At 38.0% G+C, this 22,444-nt stretch carries 20 protein-coding genes; 10 read left to right on the top strand and 10 right to left on the bottom strand.

Annotation, left to right across the window (positions count from 1 at the left end):
* Nucleotides 1-2: 2 nt before the first annotated feature.
* From F565_RS0101070 to prmA, 4 genes are all read right to left on the bottom strand, one after another.
* The gene (locus F565_RS0101070; RefSeq protein ID WP_231559615.1) at nucleotides 3-2,810 is read right to left on the bottom strand and encodes a helix-turn-helix and ligand-binding sensor domain-containing protein; all 2,808 of its coding nucleotides are present in this window, start codon (nucleotides 2,808-2,810) and stop codon (nucleotides 3-5) included.
* A gap of 108 nt (nucleotides 2,811-2,918) precedes the next feature.
* Nucleotides 2,919-4,367, bottom strand: a complete 1,449-nt coding sequence (locus F565_RS0101065; protein WP_020211334.1) for a T9SS type A sorting domain-containing protein — start codon at nucleotides 4,365-4,367, stop codon at nucleotides 2,919-2,921.
* A gap of 361 nt (nucleotides 4,368-4,728) precedes the next feature.
* The gene (locus F565_RS0101060; protein WP_020211333.1) at nucleotides 4,729-5,004 is read right to left on the bottom strand and encodes an ATP-dependent Clp protease adaptor ClpS; all 276 of its coding nucleotides are present in this window, start codon (nucleotides 5,002-5,004) and stop codon (nucleotides 4,729-4,731) included.
* Between the two features lie 19 nt (nucleotides 5,005-5,023).
* A complete protein-coding gene (prmA, locus tag F565_RS0101055; protein WP_020211332.1) occupies nucleotides 5,024-5,854 on the bottom strand; it encodes a 50S ribosomal protein L11 methyltransferase in 831 nt (276 codons plus the stop codon).
* 248 nt (nucleotides 5,855-6,102) lie between these two features.
* Here prmA and F565_RS0101050 point away from each other — a divergent pair, with 248 nt between their 5' ends.
* From F565_RS0101050 to F565_RS0101030, 5 genes are all read left to right on the top strand, one after another.
* Entirely contained in the window at nucleotides 6,103-7,323 is a 1,221-nt protein-coding gene (locus F565_RS0101050) for a porin (RefSeq protein ID WP_020211331.1), read from the top strand.
* Nucleotides 7,324-7,474: 151 nt separating this feature from the next.
* A complete protein-coding gene (locus tag F565_RS0101045) occupies nucleotides 7,475-8,101 on the top strand; it encodes a hypothetical protein (RefSeq protein ID WP_020211330.1) in 627 nt (208 codons plus the stop codon).
* A gap of 102 nt (nucleotides 8,102-8,203) precedes the next feature.
* A complete protein-coding gene (locus F565_RS0101040) occupies nucleotides 8,204-9,307 on the top strand; it encodes a hypothetical protein (protein WP_020211329.1) in 1,104 nt (367 codons plus the stop codon).
* Nucleotides 9,240-11,606, top strand: a complete 2,367-nt coding sequence (locus F565_RS0101035; protein ID WP_020211328.1) for a hypothetical protein — start codon at nucleotides 9,240-9,242, stop codon at nucleotides 11,604-11,606. Before F565_RS0101040 ends, F565_RS0101035 begins: the two co-directional genes overlap by 68 nt.
* Before the next feature lie 57 nt (nucleotides 11,607-11,663).
* On the top strand, nucleotides 11,664-13,166 hold the full coding sequence (locus F565_RS0101030) for an aminotransferase class V-fold PLP-dependent enzyme (protein ID WP_020211327.1): 1,503 nt from the start codon (nucleotides 11,664-11,666) through the stop codon (nucleotides 13,164-13,166).
* Here F565_RS0101030 and F565_RS20985 read toward each other — a convergent pair.
* A complete protein-coding gene (locus F565_RS20985) occupies nucleotides 13,141-14,052 on the bottom strand; it encodes a lysophospholipid acyltransferase family protein (RefSeq protein ID WP_051087069.1) in 912 nt (303 codons plus the stop codon). The two genes, F565_RS0101030 and F565_RS20985, sit on opposite strands and share 26 nt — an antisense overlap.
* A 115-nt stretch (nucleotides 14,053-14,167) precedes the next feature.
* Between F565_RS20985 and F565_RS0101020 the strand changes: the two genes are divergently transcribed.
* The 3 genes from F565_RS0101020 to F565_RS0101010 all read left to right on the top strand — a co-directional run bounded on the left by F565_RS0101020 (nucleotide 14,168) and on the right by F565_RS0101010 (nucleotide 16,766).
* Nucleotides 14,168-14,806, top strand: a complete 639-nt coding sequence (locus F565_RS0101020) for a rhomboid family intramembrane serine protease (protein ID WP_026299806.1) — start codon at nucleotides 14,168-14,170, stop codon at nucleotides 14,804-14,806.
* 57 nt (nucleotides 14,807-14,863) lie between these two features.
* Nucleotides 14,864-15,556, top strand: a complete 693-nt coding sequence (locus F565_RS0101015) for an SIMPL domain-containing protein (RefSeq protein ID WP_020211324.1) — start codon at nucleotides 14,864-14,866, stop codon at nucleotides 15,554-15,556.
* Between the two features lie 199 nt (nucleotides 15,557-15,755).
* The gene (locus F565_RS0101010; RefSeq protein ID WP_020211323.1) at nucleotides 15,756-16,766 is read left to right on the top strand and encodes an LLM class flavin-dependent oxidoreductase; all 1,011 of its coding nucleotides are present in this window, start codon (nucleotides 15,756-15,758) and stop codon (nucleotides 16,764-16,766) included.
* Between the two features lie 57 nt (nucleotides 16,767-16,823).
* Here F565_RS0101010 and F565_RS22205 read toward each other — a convergent pair whose 3' ends face one another.
* Nucleotides 16,824-17,498: a hypothetical protein gene (locus tag F565_RS22205; RefSeq protein WP_020211322.1), complete on the bottom strand. Its 675-nt coding sequence runs from the start codon at nucleotides 17,496-17,498 to the stop codon at nucleotides 16,824-16,826.
* A 166-nt stretch (nucleotides 17,499-17,664) separates the two neighbouring features.
* On the opposite strand from F565_RS22205, the gene F565_RS0101000 reads away from it, so the two are divergent.
* Nucleotides 17,665-18,783: a serine hydrolase domain-containing protein gene (locus tag F565_RS0101000; RefSeq protein ID WP_020211321.1), complete on the top strand. Its 1,119-nt coding sequence runs from the start codon at nucleotides 17,665-17,667 to the stop codon at nucleotides 18,781-18,783.
* On the opposite strand, the gene F565_RS22775 is transcribed toward F565_RS0101000, so the two are convergent.
* Both F565_RS22775 and F565_RS0100990 read right to left on the bottom strand, forming a co-directional pair.
* Complete coding sequence (locus F565_RS22775; RefSeq protein ID WP_020211320.1) at nucleotides 18,784-18,954, bottom strand: hypothetical protein; 171 nt, start codon at nucleotides 18,952-18,954, stop codon at nucleotides 18,784-18,786.
* Between the two features lie 116 nt (nucleotides 18,955-19,070).
* Nucleotides 19,071-19,937 carry a bestrophin family protein gene (locus tag F565_RS0100990; RefSeq protein WP_020211319.1) on the bottom strand — a complete coding sequence of 289 codons (867 nt, stop codon included), beginning with the start codon at nucleotides 19,935-19,937 and terminating at the stop codon, nucleotides 19,071-19,073.
* 356 nt (nucleotides 19,938-20,293) lie between these two features.
* Here F565_RS0100990 and F565_RS0100985 point away from each other — a divergent pair, with 356 nt between their 5' ends.
* Complete coding sequence (locus tag F565_RS0100985) at nucleotides 20,294-20,644, top strand: hypothetical protein (RefSeq protein WP_020211318.1); 351 nt, start codon at nucleotides 20,294-20,296, stop codon at nucleotides 20,642-20,644.
* A 95-nt stretch (nucleotides 20,645-20,739) separates the two neighbouring features.
* On the opposite strand, the gene xth is transcribed toward F565_RS0100985, so the two are convergent.
* Together xth and F565_RS0100975 are read right to left on the bottom strand one after the other, a co-directional pair.
* Nucleotides 20,740-21,519 carry an exodeoxyribonuclease III gene (gene xth, locus F565_RS0100980; RefSeq protein ID WP_020211317.1) on the bottom strand — a complete coding sequence of 260 codons (780 nt, stop codon included), beginning with the start codon at nucleotides 21,517-21,519 and terminating at the stop codon, nucleotides 20,740-20,742.
* Nucleotides 21,520-21,606: 87 nt separating this feature from the next.
* Complete coding sequence (locus tag F565_RS0100975) at nucleotides 21,607-22,398, bottom strand: glucose 1-dehydrogenase (protein ID WP_020211316.1); 792 nt, start codon at nucleotides 22,396-22,398, stop codon at nucleotides 21,607-21,609.
* Nucleotides 22,399-22,444: the final 46 nt, after the last annotated feature.

Below are 22,444 nucleotides of genomic sequence, written 5' to 3'. Positions count from 1 at the left end.
ACCTAAATTGATAAAATGTACTCAACAAGGCCTAATTCATGCTGTAGATCCATTTTTTTGCGCAAACGATATCGCTTAATTTCTACACTTCGCACTGAAATATTTAGCAGGGGTGCTATTTCTTTAGATGAAAGATTAAGCCTTAAGTATGCACATAGCCTTAAATCGTTTGGTGTTAGCAGTGGGTGTATTTTTTTTATCTTTTTCAGAAAGTCTTTATCCGCATTATTAAAGGCTTCTTTAAACATATCCCAGGTATCATCTTCATTAATGTTTTTATTAATTGTTGTGATTACAGATTTAAAACTCTTATCGCCTTCACTTGTTTTTTTAAGGTCGTCTTTAATAGTAGACAGTAACTCATTCTTCTTAATAAGATTCATGGTAGATACAGCCAGTTCTCGGTTTTTATTTTCAAACTCCAGTTGTAACTGGTCGTTTTTAAAACGCATTAACTCCTGCTCATTTTCAAGTTCTTTGATTTCGAGCAGCCTGTTATTTTCTTCTATTAGTTTTTCTTTTTGCGTATGGTAATAGTTTTTGTAAGCCCTGTTTATTAGATAGGCAGCAATAATGGCAAGTATAAGGTAAATCATCAGGGCAAATGTTGTTGCATACCATGGCTTGTAAATTGTAAATGTATACATAGCAGTATTTGAGGAAAGTGAGTTTCCTGTTTTAGCCCGCACCTTAAATACATAACTTCCTGATGGCAGGTTTTTAAAATTAGCTGCCAGCCTGCTGCTCCAGCCGCTCCAATTGTCCTGAATGCCTTCCAGTTTGTATTGAAACTCGGTGTTTACATACTTGCTATACTCAGGAACCGCAAAAGAAAATGCAAGGTTGTTTATTGAATGGTTAAAACCGCCTTCGTCAGTTATCGAATAGTTAATAGCATTAGCATTCATTTCATTAGCCGTAACAGTGGCAATATGTATATTATATTTTTTAAAGTTAATGTCTTTAATATTTATAGTGTAATACCCATCTGTTGTGCCAATTAAATAAGTGCTTGGTGTAATCTGGGTTATATTTTCAAACCCTAACATACTGTTTGTTAGAGAAGAGGGGATGGGTATAATATTATGTTTTAAATCTGAATTAAGCTTGCCCGATGAGAAATAGTTTATATAGTTTTTGCTAAAGAACCAGAGCTTATTAGAATAATCAGTTACCAGTTTGCCAGATGTATATTCGTCGTTACTAAATATTTTGCTGAGTTGCTCCTGCTTTTCAAATTTTTTGGTCTTAGGATTAAGCTTAAAAATCCCCTCTTTGTAGGCGTAGTAAATGTCATCACCAAATTTTGTGAGCCCAGCATTCCTTCCCTTAGACGGATATTTGTATTTTGTTGTCAGCAATGCTCTTGTGTAACCGGCATCTGTTTTTACACGATAAATACCTTTATACTCATGGCTTACATATATTTCGTTAGTACCGCTTATGGCAAAATAACGGGCCGAATTATCAAAACCTGCAAGACGGTTCCTGAATTTCCAGCCTTCCGGAGTTTTCTCTAATACAGACAACCCTAAATAATTGCCCTGTAGCAAGAGGTTTTTATCTGTGGGATGTGGTTCAAATTTCCATGTGCCTATTCCCGAAAATATTTGTGTAGCAGTGTTGCCATTAACTATATAAGTGCCATAATCATGACCGCAAAACAAGGTACCGTCATACTGGTAAAGTGCCCATACCTGGCCTTTTGTTCCCGTTATAAATTTAAAATCTGTATTAGTGTTATAAGGTTTGTAAAACAGGCCTTGATTTGTACCTACATAAAGCATGTCTTTAAATAAAACAGATGTATAAACCGTTCCTAAAAAGCCCGTATCATCTACAAAATTATGAACTGCCGACTGCATGTTGATACAGTTTATACCGTTATCAAGCCCTACCCAAAGGTTCTTGTCCTTATCTTCAAATAAGGACAATGCTGTATTGTTGCTAAGCCCCCTGTTCTGGGTAATGTGGTATTGAGTTGAACCATTAGGCGATAATATATAAACACCATTAGATACTGTTCCTAAAGCAATGCTGCCATTTGTAAGCATTTGGCTGCTGTATATACTGCTCGTTTGCAATACAGCATCTGCATCGGTAATCCATTTGCTAATGGCACCACCTTTAAAATCGTAAAAGCCATTGTATTGCGTTTGTATAAGCAGGCCATCTTCGCGGCTGTAAATGTTCACAATTTTATTGTTCGTGAAAAAAGGGGCATTGCTTACCAGCCTGCTTTTGCCATTTTCAATTTCGAACAATCCCGAGCTAAAGGTTTGGTAAAGGATAGTATTGTTTACGGTAAATACTTTATTGATTCCTGTAGACGAACTAATTACATTAAACTGCTGCGTGTTGCAATCGTAAATAAAAATTTGGGTAAGCGACTGAAAAATAACCCAATGGTCATACTGGGCAATATTCCAGAATTGTTCATCATCAATAATCTTATTTCTGATTTTTTTAGTAAGCGACGTATACTTTAGAGTGCCGTCCTGTTGGCGTTTCCAGTACCCAAAATCCATGTAAAAGCCTGTGTATATTTTATCTCCTATAACTTTTACAGAGCGCATAATAGTTTCGTTAGGAGTAGGGTAGAGCGTCCATGCAGCGCCGTTAAATTCTACCAACCCCTCATTATTTGCAAAATAAAGATAGCTGTTACTGTCCTGGCTTATCATCCAGTTTTGGTTACCGGCATTATATGTGGCAGTATTGTATTTTATAATGGGCGGCAGGTCCTGAGACATAGCCGGAATAATAAGTAATAATATAAAAATTAGGGCTATTTTTTTCGGAGTTACCAATTGTTTAAGTTTTTAAATACGAATATACAAGAATTACATAACAAAACCGCCCCACATAAGCAGGGCGGTTTAAACTATTAACATGAAATATTAAAAATGAATGAAAAACTATTGTTTTATAAATCGCGATGAGTTTATTTTACCATTTACAGTAGTATTTATTGTATAAACTCCGCTGTTAAGCCCACTCATGTTGAGTGATGTGTTAGTTGTTTTTGGCGATGCTGTAAATACCGTTTGCCCTAACATGTTTATTACCTGTACGTTTTCTACAACATCCTGAGAGTTAATGTTTAAAACATTAGCTACAGGGTTAGGATATAAAACAACATTGTTTTTAGCTACAGATTTTACTGCTGCAATAGCCTGACCTACACGGGCAAATCCTAAGGTAGCTTCCTGGGTAGGGTTAGCGTTTAATCCTTTAATGGCATAGCCGTACTGTACGTGAGAACCTGCCGCCGGAGTTGCAGAGATGCTAAAGTTTTCGGCTGCCACAAGTGGAGCAGTTGTCATTTGAAGGTTACTATAGTTAGCATCAAATATTTTTATAAAAGCAGTTGCCTCGTAGCCGGCGGCAAGGCTGTTGCTTATTGTGTTGCCTGTATAAGTAAAGGTTTGCCCGGCTAACGTATCATCCTGTACATAGGTATTGCCTTCAAAAATACTATTACCTATTTCTCCGTTATGAAAAACGCTTTCATTTGGCCTGTTCGTTACCTCATCTGTATATGCACTAAAGTTTGGGTGCAGGTCTAAAGTATTATCTCCGGCATTAAGTACTGTTTTAATATCTGCAACACTCCATGCGCTGCCATTAATAAAGGTTGTACCGTCAAGCTGAAACCAGTTGGCATAAGCAATAAGCGAAGAATCTGTGTTTATAGATACAATAGTTTCTGTTGGTTCTACAATTACAGGATCTGAAGCTCCAACCACTACATTGCCATTAGCAGCCATTTGTGCCGGATTTCCGTTTAGGCCATGTACTGTAAAACCATACTGCACATGTGCAGCGGCAGGATAATCGGCACCGTTGCATGTTACTGTAAAATTCCCTGTGGTAAGCGGTACCGATATATTTGCAAATGTTGACGAATAATCTGCATTAAATACTTTTACAAATGCTATGGCTGTATAACCAGCAGCAAGGGTATTGCTTACAACGTTACCACTAAAAGTAAAATTCTGTCCGTTAAGGTCGTCAGTATCTATATAAGTACTTCCGTCCATTATCTTATTTCCCATTTCTCCTATTTGCCAATAAGTAGGGTCCTGATCTATCCCCGTACCGTAGGTATTATAGTTTGGATATAATATAACCTGGTTGTTTGTAGTATCAAATTCGGTTTTAATGTCGCTTACTCCCCAGCCGGTATTAAATGCAGGAGTACCATCTGTACCGGTTACCACCATATATCCGTTCCATTGCTCTATGGGGATAGTAGTATCTACCGTTACATTAATTTGAGAATAACCACTAAAGGTTAAAAGAGATAAACCCATTATGGCAGATGCCTTAACAAATTTATTGTTGAGTAATTGTTTTACTTTCATAAGTTAAAATTTAAGGTTATGATGTAAAAGTAATTAATCAACGAAAACGATATAATTAATACACCTATATACAAACTATACCATTTTTTACCAACTTAATTAAATCGTGCAGAGTGTTGATTTTATTGATTTAATAATACAGATTGCACTTTAATATATCGTTGTAGTTATGCTTTAAAATGTAATATGTATAGGTGTTGTATAGGTAATGTAAGTATAGTTAGACTTTTGTTGTACTGCTTGAGAACTGCTACAATTTGTAATGTAATAATAAGAACTATTTTTATGAATTATAAATTCATTAATTGAATATCACATAAAAATAAAAATAAAAAGGATGCCGATTATGGCACCCTCCTGTTTAAATTATCTCTGCACTTAAGCCAGCTTCAAGAAGCGAGGAACATTGCGGCTCTAAGTCTTTATATTCTCCGGTCTTTACAGTGCATTTACCATTGTAATGTACAATAAGCGAACATTGTTCTGCCTGTTCCGGGGTATGTCTGCATACCTTCATTAGTGTGTCAATTACGTGGTCAAAAGTATTAACCTCGTCATTATATAATACAATCTCATTGTTATTTGACACCTGCTCTTCTGTAAGTACCTCTTCAAGTACCTTTTCTTTAGTGCTCATATTCAAATATTTAAAAATGCTAATTTACGTATTTTAAAGCAACCCAATTGTTTTTTTGATGCTTATTTACAAACGTTAACCCTTTCTCTGTGCAGGATGCGTCTATAAAAGGTATGTCTTCTTCATAAAAACCGCTTAATAATAATATGCCATCTTTATTAAGGCAGTCAACATATTGCTGCATATCATTTAGCAGTATGTTACGGTTAATATTGGCAATTATTACATCATAGTTATTACCTTTCAAAAGTGCTGCGTCGCCTTCATAAACGGTAATATGGTGGCAATTATTGCGTTCTGCATTTTCTATAGAGTTAAGGTAACACCAGTTATCTATATCAATTGCATCTATAGGCTGTGCGCCTTTCATTTCTGCAAGAATGGCAAGAATAGCAGTTCCGCAACCCATATCAAGAGTTTTCTTACCCTCTACATCAGTTTCAAGTAAATGCTTAATCACCATAAATGTAGTTTCATGGTGGCCGGTGCCAAAACTCATTTTAGGTTCTATAACAATATCATATTTTACATCACGGTATTCATGAAACGGAGCGCGTACCCTGCAGGTATCATCAACTTCAATAGGCTCAAAATTCTTTTCCCATTCCTCGTTCCAGTTTACCTGTTCAATCTCTTCAACAATATAAGTTATCTCAAACTCTGCCGACTCTAATATCTGTATATCTTCTAATACATCCTCTGTCCACAATTGTTTTTGTATGTAGGCACTAAGGCCGTTCTCTGTCTCTTCAAAGCTCTCAAATGGGGTATACTCCAGTTCGGCCATAAGTATTTCGGCTCCCGGCTCTTTGGGCGATACTGTAAAATGATATCCTATATATTCGGGCATAACTAAAAATTTTTGCAAAGGTACTATTTAAGCAGTCAAAAATAAAATTCCTAACTTATATTGTATAGGGTGTTAGTAACAAAGTTAATTTTAAATTTTTGTAAACGTAACGTTTACGTAACATTGAGTGATGATAATTAATATTAAGTTTGCGCAAACTTTACAGTTGTGTCTTATAGACGCGTAACTTAAAGTAATTTAACGCAATACGCAGTACTTAAAAGATAATTTAGAATTATATCCACTAAATGAAGAACGCATTAACGTTATTAATTTTGTTAATTAGTGCAGGAGTTACTGCGCAAATAGATATTAAAAAAACTACCAAGGATAACGACCTTAAACTATCAGCATTGCCGTATTACAATTACGGTAAGGGATTAGGAATAACATCTCCCGATAGTATCTTTCAGTTCAATATTCGTTTCAGGATGCAAAACCGCGCCACTTACATTCAGAATGAGGGGGAGGAGTCTGCCATTGACGGACAGATACGCCGCCTGCGCCTGCGTTTTGACGGTTATGTGGGTAACCCTAAATTTATTTATGCGCTACAGCTTTCTTTTGCGCCCGGCGATGTGGGCGAAATTAAAGATGGCGAGAACATAAACATTATTCGCGATGCAATTGTGTTTTATCGTCCTAACAAGCATTGGAATTTTGGTTTTGGGCAAACTAAATTGCCGGGTAACCGCCAGAGGGTAAATTCATCCGGAGGTTTGCAGCTAACCGACAGGAGTATAAATAATGCACGCTTTACTATAGACAGGGATTTTGGGGTGCAGGTGCATAACCAGCATGAGCGTATGGACAAATTCTCGTACAATTTACGGGGAGCGATAAGTACCGGCGAAGGCCGAAACTCTACCGATAAGCCCGATAACGGACTCGCTTACACCGGTAAAGTAGAGTTATACCCATTGGGTTCTTTTACTAAAGATGGAGCTTATTTTGAGGGCGACCTTATGCGCGAAGCCAAACCCAAGTTAATGTTGTCCGGTGCTTACCAGTTTAATAATAAGGCAAGGAGAACGGGCGGGCAATTAGGGAACGACCTTTTTGAAAAACGTGATATGCAGTCGATACTTTTAGATGCGATGGTAAAATATAACGGTTGGGCTTTTATGAGCGCCTACATGCAGCGCATTGCAGACAATCCTGTTACGGTTAGCCCGCTTGATGCTACCGATGTGCAGTATATTTTTACAGGCCACGGGTTTGATTATGAACTGAGTTATTTATTCCTGTCAGATTACGAAATTATAGGCCGTTTTTCTACCCAGAAAGTAAACAGCGATATACAAAACCTGGCACCAAATGCCAAGCAATACAGCATTGGGGTTACAAAATATATTTGGGAACATGCCTTTAAGGCACAGGCCGAACTAACGTTAGATGATCTTAATTACCTTGACGGGACATCTAAACAAAACTGGTATTTGCGTTTTCAGGTTGAGATTGGTATATAGTACTACATAATATAGATTAAAAGTGCGGTTGAATTGTAAAATTCAACCGCATTTTTTTTGCTTTCAATACTACTAATTTAAAACTTATTAACACCATCTATTTTTACAATAAAACATACTGTTTTAATACTATTTTCGTTATAACTAAACTATGATTTCAATAAAAAAAATAGTCCTTACAATCGCCCTTATTTTAGGTTTGATTGTCGTTGTGATTTTAGTTTTTAATTTTAAGAAGACAAACGAATATTATTCTGTTAAAACTATTGATGCAGAGGTTGTACAAATTGTGGGAGATAGTGTAGAGGGTCTTACTATACAAAACTATAATGAAAATCAGAAGGGCAGGATGGGTATAATTTTGAAATTTAAAAAAGAATTTAAAGCCGGTAAACGTTCTGAAAAAATGTTATTAGATGGCAGGGAACCGGGAAGAAGTGGTACAATGGATGCCATAACGCAGTTTAGCATAAACTTTACTCAAAATGGAATAGTATATAAAATTAAAGATTCATTACTGGCAAAAGATATTCTTTATAAAAGCAGCGGTGGTGGTGACGAAGATAATTTTTATAAGAATAACATTAGTCTTGGTAAATTTATTAATGACATTAATATAAATGCAGAATATACAAAAGGTTTTAGTTTTGTAGATACTAAGCTTTATTTTTGGCTTACACCAAAAATGGATAGTATTGTGAGATCCGGGCAAGGAAAATTCACACTGAATTTTGAGTCGGATATTCTTAAAGTTCACAAGGTTATTGATTCTAAATAAATAACTTAGGAATTTTAAAAAACTTATTAACACCATCTATTTTTACAATAAAACATACTGTTTTAATACTATTTTCGTTACAGATTTAAACACCTCAGGCTAATGAAAAAACTGTTGTTCCTCTGTGGAATATTTTTGCTTATATCATGTAATAAAGACGTTAATATAACGCGCTCTTTTTGCTACTGGAAAACCAGTTATGAACCCTACAGCATTGATGATGATAAAGCTGACAGTTTAGGAATTTCGCATATTTACATGCGCCTTTTTGATGTAGGCTGGAATCCCTATGAGCAAAAGCCGTTGCCTGTTGCTACTTTATGGAATTTTAAAAGCTATGAAAACCGCAGGGAGGTAACTCCGTCTATTTATATTACTAATGATGTTGTACTAAATTGTAACAGGCAACAGCTTGCTGCACTGGCAGATAATGTAGTTAAACGTATTAATAAAATAATAGAGCTTACCCGTAAGGATATTGGCGACTTTGCCGTAGAAAAATACAAGTTGGATGATAGAGCGGAGCGAAGTATGTGTGAGGCTGAAGAAACAAGAGTATTTGATACGCGTATAAAAGAAGTACTTATAGATTGCGACTGGACCGGTAAAAGCCGCGATAATTATTTTTATTTATTATCCCGGATAAAAAAGGCATTACCGCAGTATAAAATATCGGCTACAATACGCTTATGGCAGTACCGCGATTATAAAACAGCAGGTATACCACCTGTAGACCGCGGACTCCTTATGTGCTACAATATGGACAACCCTGCGAGTACTAAAACGGCAAATTCTATAGGGTCGTCTAAAGTGCTCAAACAATATATAAACCATGACAACTATCCTTTAAAATTAGATGTAGCGCTACCTGTATTTAGCTGGAACCTTGTTTTTAGGGGAAAGGATTTTTTAGGGATAATGAATGATGATTATTTTTCGCCTGACAGTCCCCGGTTTAAAAAAATAGCCGCTAACCGTTATGTGTTTACGCAGGATAAAGTATTGGGCGAAACGTATTACCGTAACGGAGACGAAGTGCGTGTTGAAAAAGTTTCGGATGAAGAAATGCGAAAAATGATCGATATACTTAAAGATGAAATAGATCTGGAGAATTCAAGGGTTACTTTTTTTTCGTGGGATGAAAATTATATACAGCAATATGGTATCAAAACAATATCCGGCTATTACTCGCTTTTTAGCCGTTAGCCTGGCTCTACTTATTACGGTACAGGCGGGTGCCTGTGGGTGGGGAGATGATTATGAAACCCTGAGGCTGGCCTTTTTTAAGGCTGACACTCCGGGTATGGAGAAATTTAAGCCTGCTTATTATACAGAGCATTATTTAAATACCGATATCATACAAAGCGATGCCGATCGCCTGCGCAATTGTGCCGAGTGGCAGCATAAGCTGGGTAAAGGCGTGTTGACAGACGATATTTATCAAATACAATATAACACTCCGCCGGAAGAGTTCAGGAAACAATATGATGCTAAGCAGTTAAAATCGTATTTTAAAGACAACACTTTTATAAAAGCATTGCTGCGTGCAGAGAATAAAGCCTATTTACAATATCTCATTTTTGCAAAAGAAATGGAGTATGAGGGTGGCAGTTCGCAAACATCATGGGAGTCATGGGACGATGAAGGGCCACGCAATTATTGGGACAGCAACGAAGACACAATTGTTGATTATAGCCGATTTGTACCTATAGAGAAGCGACTTGCTGCCTGTAAAGACCAGTTTCTTAAAGAGCGCTATGCCTTTATGCTTATACGTTATGGCAGGAAGGATAATGTTGTACCACTTTATAATCGCTATTTTGAAAACAGTGCTACAACAACGGTTTTAAAATCCTGGGCAATGCTTTTTAGGGCGTATGCTGCAAATGATAAAGCCGAACAAAACTATTATTTGAGCCGCTGCTTCGACCTTTGCGATGAAAAAGTAATCTCTGTATTGCAATGGTATAATCTCGAAGAAAAAAACAACACACTCAAACTGGCTAAAAATGATCATGAACGTGCCGTTATAATAGCAATACATGCCATGCGCGATCCCGGCCCTGTGTTTAATGCTATAAAAGAGGTTAACCGTTTAGCACCCGGCAGCGAGTATGTAAACCTGCTGGTAGGGCGGGAAGTAAATAAATTTGAAGACTGGCTTTTTTACTCACTAATGAAAAACAACGCTCCGGGTGCTTATTCCGAAACCTGGGAAGGCGACAGCTATATGGATGTCCGTGCTAAAAACTATCGAAAAGACATTAAATACCTTCGTAGTTTTAGGAAGTATCTTATTGAGTTATATGGCAGGGCAGCAGTAGGTAATAACCATGATTTTATGGCTGCAGCATTGGCACACCTTAACTTTATGGATGATAACATACAGGATGGATACAAATATGCATCGGCAATAAGTGATAATGCAAAACCGTCTATACAGGTTCAAAAATATACCGAATTAGCTCTTGTAAACGTAAAACAAAATGATATTACAACCACTGAGGTAAAACAACAATTGTATAATGCCTTTACTAAAATACAGGAAATTGCAATTACAGACTTGTCTTACAACAAAAGCCTGTATACATTACTTACATTATTAGCCGCCGAATATAACAAAAAGGGGGATATAGCTACGGCTAATTTATTATTTCTTAAAGCAGATACATATAAGTATACTGATTATGGTTATAATCCGATATCTACCGAAAAATTTAGTTACACTTATTTGGGCTACTTAGATAAGTACGCCAAATCATCAGATGTAGATAATCTTATAGCACTTAATGATAAAAAAAATAAAACGCCATTCGAAAAATTTATTTGCGAGGGTACCACTACGGTCAGGGAGTATTATCTTGACTTTAAAGGCAGGCAGGCATTCAGGGAAAATAAACTGAAACTGGCTTATGAAACATTTAAGCAAATACCTGATACTATAGCAAAAGAGATATTAATTTATGCAGAAGATGATTCTATAGATCCATTTTTTCCTGCGATACTTGACTATGGCAGGCCGGTTGTAAAGAATAAAAAAACATTTTCTAAATTATTGTTTGTAAAAGAGATTAAAGATCTTGAAAATAAAACAGATGCAAACAGCTATCTTAGGTTAGGGCATGCATATTATAACACCAGTTATAGAGGCAATGCATGGTTTATGAGTACTTATTATCAGGGTAGTGCAGGATGGGAGGTAACATTTGGCAGCCTCTTAACTTACAAAAAACAATACAGCAGCGGTAATTATGCGCAGCTTACCCTTGCCCACAAGTACTATATGAAAGCTTTTGAAGCTGCAACAAATAATGAGCAGCGTGCCATGGCTGTGCTTATGTTGCACGCATGTGAACGGTATAGTGATTATAGACAAAATTATTCGTTGGAAGAAAAGAGGGTATACAAACCTACGCGATGGGTTAAAGACTTTTATGGTAAATACAACAAAACTGAAACCTTTAAGAAATATAGCTGTCCCACACTATCAATGTATTTAAAATAGAATTTAAAGCAAACAGATATATATTTTGCTAAATTTGCAATGCTAATACTTTAACTTATGTTACAGGCTACAGATACTTTATTGAATACCGAACTCGAAGATTATTTTAATACGTTCAGGCAAAACATTATAGGCATAGGCCAGGAATTTGTTTCGCCATTTGGTACACAAAAAATTATATATACAGACTGGACTGCCAGCGGCCGCCTTTACCGCCCCATAGAAGATAAGATAAGCAATGTTTTTGGCCCTTTTGTAGCCAATACCCATACCGAAACTACCGTAAGTGGTACAGCTATGACAACGGCTTACCACGAAGCACGTCATATTATAAAACACCACGTTAATGCTGATGCCGATGATATCCTGATTACCGATGGTACAGGTATGACAGGCGTTATAAATAAATTCCAAAGGATACTGGGGCTTAAGGTTCCGGAGAATTTAAGGGCTTTTACCAATGTTCCGGCAGAGAAAAAACCTGTCGTTTTTATATCGCACATGGAGCACCACTCCAATCACACATCGTGGTTGGAAACCATTGCCCATGTGGTTATAATCCCTGCATGCCCGCAGGGGCTTATTTGTCTTGACAGTTTTAAAGCGTTACTTGAAGAGTATAAAGACAACACCCTTAAAATAGCTTCTATAACGGCATGTTCTAACGTTACCGGTATTAAGACGCCATATTATGAAGTAGCAAAATTAATACACCAGTACAATGGTGTTTGTTTTGTTGATTTTGCATGTTCTGCACCTTATGTTACTATAGATATGCATCCCGAAGATGAAGAGGCACGCCTTGATGCCATATTCTTTTCTCCGCATAAATTTCTTGGCGGGCCGGGTACGGCAGGTATATTAATTTTCAATAAAAAGCTGTATAAAAACATGATACCCGATCATCCGGGTGGGGGAACAGTAAGCTGGACCAACCCGTGGGGCGAACATAAATACCTTGATAATATAGAGGAGCGCGAAGATGGCGGTACACCGGGCTTTCTTCAGGTTATAAAAACGGCACTTGCCGTAAAGCTTAAGGAGCAAATGGGCGTTGCTAATATACTGCACCGCGAAGAAGAATTGATAGATTATGTGTTTTCTACTCTTGGCAATATTGAGAATATAAATATACTGGCACCACAGCATACTAACAGGCTTGGGGTAATTTCGTTTTACATAACAGGGCTGCACTTTAACCTTGGGGTAAAACTGCTTAACGACAGGTTTGGCATTCAAACACGAGGTGGCTGTAGCTGCGCAGGTACTTATGGGCATTTCCTTTTGCACGTAGACCAGGAGCAGTCCCATTACCTTACCGATAAAATATCATTAGGCGACCTTATACAAAAACCGGGATGGATACGTATGTCAATTCACCCAACTACAACAAATGCAGAGATACAATATGTTTGCGAAAGTATTAAGGCATTAGCCGCAAATCATACTGACTGGGCTGCTGATTATACTTATAATAACCGTACAAATGAGTTTACCCATTTACAGGATAACAGCGCCGATGCTACAGCTATGGTTATGAATTGGTTTGATTTGCAGTAAAAGCGGGCGGGTCATTACGGCGGTGTTTAAAACGTTTGTGTGTCCAAAGGTAGTATTCCGGAGTTTCACGAATTTGTTCTTCCATAAGGCGTAAAAACATATCGGTAATTTCATAATTAGGATATTCTTTAGGGGCCTTGTCAAGGCCAATAAACGTTGCCTTGTAGTAGCCACGTTTTATTTTTGCCCCTTTTACAAACATTATATTTAGGTCGAGTTTTTTGGCGAGCATTTCGGCACCTACATGCACAGGTACTTCCATATCAAATACATTAGTCCAATATATGGCACTGTCCAGTTTAGGCGACTGGTCACTTAAAAAACCATAATATCCTAAAATACCTTTACGCCTGTGGTCGCGCATGGCAGGTATAACTTGCTTGGTATCTACAAGCTGGGCATCAAACTTGTTGCGTATTTTTTTTACAAGTGCGTCAAAATATTTGTTACGTACTGTTTTATAAATCCCAAAGCCTTTGTGAGTAGAAAGATATTTATTCATTATGAGCAGCCACTCATAACTGCCATAGTGGGCACATATCAGGGCAACGCTTTTTCCACGGGCTTCATACTCATGCACCAGTTCCATGTTTTCAAGGACAAAACGTTTTTTCATTTCCTTTTCAGAAATAGACATGGTTTTTATCATTTCTACAAGGCTGTCGCAAAAATGGTGAAAGAATTTTTTCTCAATTACTTTACGTTCGGCATCATTTAAATGTGGTAATGCAAGAGCAAGGTTTAACCTTACAGTTTTTTTTCGGTAACCTGCTATCATGTAAACAATAATGTAAAGAATATCTGATAGAAAATATAGTATCCTGAAAGGGAGTATAGAGATGAACCAGAAAAAGGGATATATGAGGATGTATCCTAATAGATGCATGTTTTTTTTACAAATATACTTTTTATTCTTATAAAATTACACTTTTGTTAGTGTTCAGGATAATGGTTTACCAATGATATTAAGTAATTTTACAACTTAAAAATAATTTATGGATATGAACATCGCGGTAATCATTATTATTGCCATTAATGCAATAGTGAGTTACAAGGGGCTAAACGACAGGGATTTTTTCAGGAAGTATCAATTTCATGTTGGCAGTATACGTGCAGGCGAGCAGTATCGCATGATAACCAGTGCTTTTTTGCATGCAGATATTATGCATTTTGCATTTAATATGCTTACACTTTACTTTTTTGCACCGGTGGTTATATCCTATATGGGTGTATTTGCATTTATATTGGTTTATTTTGTAAGCCTTGTGGCAGGCAGCCTGCTAACATTATATTTTCATAAAGACGATTATTGGTATACTGCCATAGGCGCATCAGGAGCCATAACGGGAGTATTATACTCAGCAATATTGCTTAATCCGTACGGCACTATATACCTGTATTATGTTGTAGAGTTGCCGTCTTTTGTTTTTGGTATTGGCTACCTGCTGTATTCTATTTATGGCATGAAGGCAAAGAATGATAACATAGGCCACGTAGCCCATTTTGGCGGAGCCGTTGGGGGGTATGCCGTTACACTTTCGCGAGAGCCGCACATGATTTATGATAATACCCTGATGGTTATATTGTTATTGATACCCATTATCATTTTATTTGTTATGGCCAAGACAAATAAAATATAAATCAAAAAACTGGCACGCAATTTGAATTTCCTACAGAAAATCGTAAAATAAAACACCATGAAAAAGATTGCACTTTTAGTATTAGTATTTGTTGGTACACTTGCCACGGCACAAGTTCAGCCTAACCAGCAACCGCAGATAAATGTATCTGGCGAAGGCAAAATTATTGTAACACCAGACCAGGCAGATATCACCGTGGGCGTAAGCAACACGGGTACGAATGCCACCGAAGTTAAAAAGGCTAATGATGTTGCCGTAGATAAAGTTATAAAATACCTTAAAAGCCAAAAGCTGCCACAGGGCGATTACCAAACGCAAAGGGTAACCCTTAATCGTGATTATGACCTTTCTAAAAAGAAAGAAAGTTATGTGGCATCTCAAACTATTGTTATTCACTTAAAAGATCTTTCTAACTACGATGCTTTAATGATGGGCCTTACAGATGCAGGTATAAACACTATAAACGGTGTAAGCTTTAAAACATCTAAACAGGCGCAGTATGAAAGCGAAGCAAGAATTAAAGCTGTTGCCGATGCTAATAAAAAAGCAGCCGATTATACCGGTGCTTTAGGTCAGAAATTAGGCAAAGCGTTGTTAGTGACAGATAATACACAAACCTACTACCCACCGGTATACCGTATGGCAACAATGATGGAAAAAAGTATGGATGCTGCTGCACCAAGAGAAACTCTTGCAGTAGGCGAAATAACCATTACTGCTAATGTAAACATAAGCTACCTGCTTAACTAAGCAGCTTTTAAAATATATATAAGCCCCCGGCCGTAATGGTTTGGGGCTTTCTGTTTTATAGTAGTATGCTATAGTTTTGTATAGTGTATTAGGTACTGACATGAGGTAACCGTGGCATTGTAATTGCAAAGTTCATGGCAAATACAACAGATATTAACTGCTATGGTGCAATAGCACTGTAGTGTAGCGCAAAAATATTATGGATTCTAAAAACATATCATATTCAGTCTTAGAACTGGCTTTTATATCAGATGGCAGCTCTGTGGCACAAAGTTTTAAAAACAGTGTAGACCTTGCCCAAAAAGCCGAAGATCTTGGCTACAGCCGTTTTTGGCTTGCCGAACATCATAACTCTATAAGTATTGCAAGTAGTGCCACCGCAGTTTTAATAGGCCATGTGGCAGGCGGCACTAAAACAATAAAGGTAGGATCCGGAGGTATAATGCTGCCTAATCATTCGCCACTTATTGTTGCCGAACAGTTTGGTACATTAGGCACTATGTATCCTAACCGTATAGATCTTGGGCTTGGCCGTGCACCTGGAACCGACCAGCTTACCGCACATGCCATACGGTCTGACAGGATGCAGGCGGTAAATAATTTTCCGGGGGAGGTAGAACAGATACAGCAATATTTTTCGGCAGATAACGATTGGGCGCAGGTGCGTGCCCCAATGGCCGAAGGTGTTAATGTGCCTATTTACATTTTAGGGTCGAGCACAGATAGTGCCCACCTTGCTGCAAAAATGGGTTTACCGTATGCTTTTGCAAGTCATTTTGCCACCGCGCAGTTATTCGAGGCGCTCGAAATTTACCGAAGGGAATTTCAACCGTCCCAATTTCTTGATAAGCCGTATACTATTGCCGGCATAAATATTATCGCTGCAGATGATACCGAGACTGCCGAGGAAAATTTTACATCGCTAATACGCATGTTCCTTGGGGTATTAACAGGTAAAAGGGATTACCTGAAACCGCCAACTGTCATGACAGACGAATTGCTCATGCTGTTGCATAACCCCACTGTTAAGGATATGCTTAAGTACACATTTGCAGGGAATAAGGAAACTGTAAAGAAAGAAACGCAAAGGTTTTTACAACAAACCGGTGTAGATGAGCTTATGGTGGTATCTAATATTTATGACCATAACGACAGGATAAAATCTTACCGGATATTTGCAGAGATAATGAAAGAAATTAATGAAGGTTAATAATTAAAACATCTCTTAAATAATATATTATAAAAGAATAGCTGCCTAAGTGGGCAGCTATTCTTTTATAATCATCACACTGGCTTTAAAGCCGGTGGCAAGATTCCACTGGTTATTGGTTACCAGCGTTTCTTTATCATCATATATCCTGAATTCGGCAGTATTAGGGCCGGATGTTCCCTGGTTTAGCGCTTCAAAATCTAATTTATTAAAGCCCTCATCAAGAGTAAGCTGTATGCCTTTAAAGCTGTTGCTAAGATATATTTCATCAACTACCGTTTTACCATTAACCATTATTTTTATACGATCGCCATCTTCAGCACCAAAGTCGCGCGCCATGACCTGCATAAACTTAGATTTGGTTCGTATTTCGCCAAAATCCTGGTTACCCCTAAACGCTTCATTAGATTCACCTTTTGGGGCTACCGTTGTCCTGTCGGCATACTCTGTACTACGGTTAACAAAATCATTGCCCTGATACATACTAAAGTTAGATTTCTTTTCGCCTACTACAATTGGGGCATAGTTAAAATCTTTCTTTTTTTCGGGCTTGGGTGCAAAAGGGCTGTTAGGGCTTAATGTAGTGGTAGATGGTTTAGTTATAGTGGTTGCCGGCTTAATACTAATATCATTGCCCCTGGGTATGGCTATACCGCCACCGGGGTTATCTTTCTGCGCCCAGAGGCTGCAGGTAGTAAACAATAATAAGGTTAAAAATAAAAAATTCTTCATAAAGCCTGTAACAGTAAAAACAAAGTAACAAAAATTCTGCCAGTAATTTCAGTAGTAATAGTTATTGTGCGGTTAATAACGTTTTAAAGAGGGTTAAATTGTAAATTTCGATAGTTTAATAGGTTCAAATTTTCCATATTTGCCTTTATAATCAGGTATAACAATAATGAAACATTTTACACACCGCAGCTTTTGCTTTATTGCAATTGCTATTTTAGTAGTAACTGCATCGTCCTGCAAAATGAGCAGGTTTGTATATTACAACTTTCCTAATATAACCGATTATAAAATTTTCCCTACCCATACTGCCGCAACAGATACTACTGCAACCTGGCATTTTGCCGTAGCAGATAAGCCCAGGATACCAAAATCGCTCACTGTTAGTGGTAAAGAAAGACAGTTTGAATATTACCTTAAAGAGAACAAGACGGTTGCTTTTATGGTTATTAAAAATGATACCATACAGTACGAAAATTATTTTAATGGGTACGATGAGGCATCAATAGTAGCGTCCTTTTCTATGGCAAAATCAGTTACGTCTATACTCGTTGGCTGTGCTATTGATGAAGGGCTTATAAAGTCAGTAGAAGAGCCGGTTGTAAATTATATCCCTGAACTGAAACAAACACAGGGTATGGAAAAGCTAACCATAAAGCACCTGTTGCAAATGACAAGCGGCATTAAATATAACGAGAGTTACCATAACCCTTTTGGCGATGCAGCCACCGATTACTACGGAACCAACCTGCGCAAATACCTGCTGCGCCGTAAGCTGGAACATACTCCCGGAACCCACAACAGCTACAGTAGTGGCGATACCCAAATGCTTGGGTTTGTTTTAGAGCGTGCCTTAAAAGGTAAAACTATTACCGCCTATTTGCAGAAAAAGATATGGAAGCCGCTGGGTATGGAGTATGACGTAACGTGGAGCCTGGACCGTGAAGATAATGGCCTTGAGAAAACCTTTTGCTGCCTTAATGCCCGTGCCCGCGATTTTGCAAAGCTGGGCAGGCTGTACCTTAATAAAGGCAACTGGAACGGCAGGCAAATAGTTAGCAGGGCATGGGTAGAAACATCTACAACGCCCGACCTGATGGAGGGTGGCGTAATGAATTATAAATACCAGTGGTGGCTACAGCCTAATGGTAATTTTTCGGCAGAAGGAATTTTAGGGCAATACATTTATGTATGCCCTGCAAAAAAATTAATTATTGTTCGCCTGGGTAAAGACTGGGGCAATGCCGACTGGCCAAGGCTTTTTGCATCCCTGGCAGAGAACTATTAATTACTTGTGGCGGCCGGTACGGCTTTCTTCGGCATTCCAGTCTTGGGTGCTGTCTTTTTTGTCGCGGTCGTCTTCGCGGGTAATTTCACCCGACTCTGAGTAATGTGCGTTGTTGCTCACGTTATCGTCGGCACTGGTAGTGTTATCGTTGTTTTGTTTGTCGCTATGCATAATGTTACTTTTATTTTAAAAGTAGCAATTATATATAATGCAGCCTGTTAAGGTTAACCTAAGATTTATTACTTAGTCGCAGTCACAGTTTTCAGAAACAATCCTGAAGGAAATAGTTAATATATAAGTTCCTCTACGTTTTTTTTAATGTTGGCCGCTATTTTTTCGAGAGGCAGGTCGTTTGCATCCGTGCCAAAAGGGTCTTCAATTTCCTCAGCAATAAGCTCTAAACTCGCAAGTACGTAAAATATAAAAACCACAACCGGTATTACATAATACCCTAACTGAAACACGTAACCAAAGGGCAGCGTAAGTACATACACAAAGATAAACTTCTTTATAAAAGCGCTGTAGGAGTAGGGTATGGGAGTATTTTTAATACGCTCACAAGCACCGCAAATATCAGTAAGGCTAAGGGCTTCACCATTAAGTATAATTAGTTGGTCGCCCGTAAGTTTCCCTTGCATGTAAAGCTCATTAAGCTTAGCCATAATAGTTTTAGCAATTTGGTTAGGCTTGTGCGTATAGTGGTTAGAAGACAATATGGCATCATCAAAAAGTTCATGGCTAATGTCTGCATTTTTAAGGTGCAGGTTAAGTACTTCTGCATACGCCGGGATAAGTCTTTTAAAAATATCCTTATCCTCTTTATCTTTCAGCATTACTGCGAGCTTAAGTGCCAGGTTGCGGCTGTTGTTTACCAGCGAGCCCCACATGCGGCGGCCTTCCCACCAGCGGTCATAAGCAGTATTTGTCCTGAAAACCAACAGCAACGATATTACAAACCCCAGCATGGTATGCATTATAGATATATTTTTTACGTGGCTGGTATCGGGCAGGTCAAAATATTCTGTTTCAAGGTAGGCTACCACGCCACAATATAAAGCTATACCTGCCATTATGGGGCTAAGTGCCCTAAACGTATCGCCTTTATGGAACTGGAAAATAAACGAAAACCACTCTTTAGGATTGTACGACTGCATACCGAAATATTAGGCTGCAAAGATGCACAAAGATTTTTAAAATTATGTTTTGTAATTACTATCTCTAATTAATTTTTGTTTCCCGATGTGCGCAAATTCTTTAAAATTTTCTTATTAAAAAAATCTTAAAATTTCGACCCCTAAAATTTACCATTCAACGTGTTTATTCACAATTTAAACTATTATTTAAATCATAAATAAATTTTTTTAACGCTCTTTTTTTGTGATTAAAGTATTGAAATGTAATAATATATGTTTTTTATTTGTAAGGCTAAGGATTACAAGGATGTTAAATATATCTTAACATAAAATCTTAAGTATTTTTTTGTACGTAATATAGTATCAAATCGACGTTTATGCCACAAAATTATTTTATAGTATTTGAACTTCCGGTGGAGCCGGAATTCTTATTTAACGAGAGTATAGAGAGTAGTGAGCATTTTTGGACAAAAGCAAAAAAAGCCATTAATAAGGGCACTGCTAAAGTAATTTCATGCCGCAAGGATACAGGTGTATCTGAAGATTTGCGCAGGCATGTTTTGCAGATAGAAAAGTTTACTACTTTCGTATTGGTAACAATGCCAATGGAGAGCGTAAAGAATACCAACACGATTTATAAAAAGGCTTCGAGATCAATGATTAAACCTGCCGCCGTAAATGTTATAGACAAAGCGCATAATTTTCAGCTTGTTACTATGGAGTGCTAATTACATAGTGTAAGACTTATATAAAATAACCCTGTTTTAAATGAAAGTGCAACAATTTCATTTAAAACAGGGTTATTTTTTTTAGGTAAAATATATTATTTATCAGATACTTCTATCCAAACCGGTACGTGGTCGCTTGTTTTCTCCCAACCGCGTACGTCTTTATTTACTCCACCGGCTTTAAGTCTTAGGCTTAGCTGCGGGCTTAACAAAAGATGGTCTATGCGCAGCCCGGCATCGCGACCGTATGCATTCCTGAAATAATCGTAAAAGGTATATATCGTTTCGGTAGGGTAGAGCGTGCGTATCGCATCCGTCCATCCCTGACCTGTCAATGTTTTAAAAGCCTCCCTTACCTCGGGCCTAAAGAGGGCATCGTTAATCCAGCGTTCCGGTTTATAAACATCCCGTTCGGTTGGCATAACGTTAAAATCGCCTACAATAACCACAGGGATTTTAAATTCCAGCAGAGCAGCGGCACGATCGTGCAAACGCTTAAACCATGATAGCTTGTAGTCAAATTTTGGTCCCGGTGCGGGGTTACCGTTAGGCAGGTACAGGCAGCAAACCAATATATCGTTTATCATAGCCTCAATGTAACGGCTCTGTACATCTTCGGGGTCGCCGGGTAGTGCACGCCCCACTTCTTTAATTTCAAACTCAGTTTTAGCCAAAATTGCTACACCATTCCACTGCTTTTGCCCGTGCCATATAGCGTTATATCCGGCATTTATAATCGCCTGCTCAGGAAATTTTTCCTGCGGAGCCTTAAGTTCCTGCAGGCATACCGCATCGGGGCTCGTTTCTTCGAGCCATCGCAGCAATACAGGGAGACGGCCGTTAACACCATTTACGTTATAGGTAGCTATTTTCATACCGTTAAATTATACAATTATGCTTAAAGATAAAAACGGATAATGGTATGACCACTATCCGTTTTAAAAAATTTAAGTTTATTCGGGTTACGAATTTCCGTAAAGGTTAGACTCGCCGCCATCAATTGCAATGGTTTGTCCGTTTACATACTGGCATTCGTCGCTAAGTAAAAAGGCCACAAGGTTACCCACATTTTCAGGAAGGCCAAGTTTGCGGGTTGGGTTCCTTTGGGCATATTCGGCTTCTGCGGCTTTAGGGTCTGCAGAATTAATCTGTTTAAAAGCTTCGGCAACCATCGGTGTTAGTATAGCGCCGGGGGCAATAGCATTGGTATAAACACCATCTTTAGCATACTCGATAGCGGCATTTTTTGTCATACCCGATACCGCATGTTTACTCGCTACATAAGGCATTTGGTTTACAACGCCCCTTATACCACCTACCGATGCTACATTTACAATCTTGCCACCACCTTGTTTTTGCATTACCGGGATTACATGTTTAAGTCCGTAATACACTCCCATAAGGTTAATGTCGATTACTTTTTTAAACACGTTAATATCATAATCTACTAACGGTGCCTGTTTGCCTTCTATACCGGCATTGTTGTAAAAACCATCTATCCGGCCAAATTCTGCCACGGTTTTATCTACGTAATTTTTCACTGCTGCTTCATCCGAAACGTCGGCAACAACGGTAAGTATTTTTGCATCGGGTGCAAGTGCATTAATTTCTTCTTTAGCTTTAACAAGTGCTTCTTCATTGTAATCTACAATAGAGAGGTTAGCCCCTTTTTGTGCCAATACTTTGCTTGCTGCAAGCCCAAGCCCCATAGCGGCGCCTGTTACTATAACTGTTTTTCCTTGAAAGGTACTCATGATCTGTAATTATTTATTTACTAAAATTACAAATCATAATACTGTA

Origin of the sequence: Flavobacterium rivuli WB 3.3-2 = DSM 21788, from assembly GCF_000378485.1 — a bacterium.
In the GTDB taxonomy this organism is placed as follows: Bacteria; Bacteroidota; Bacteroidia; order Flavobacteriales; family Flavobacteriaceae; genus Flavobacterium; species Flavobacterium rivuli.
Note: the sequence above shows the minus strand (reverse complement) of the source record. Positions and strands in the feature narration are given on the sequence as shown.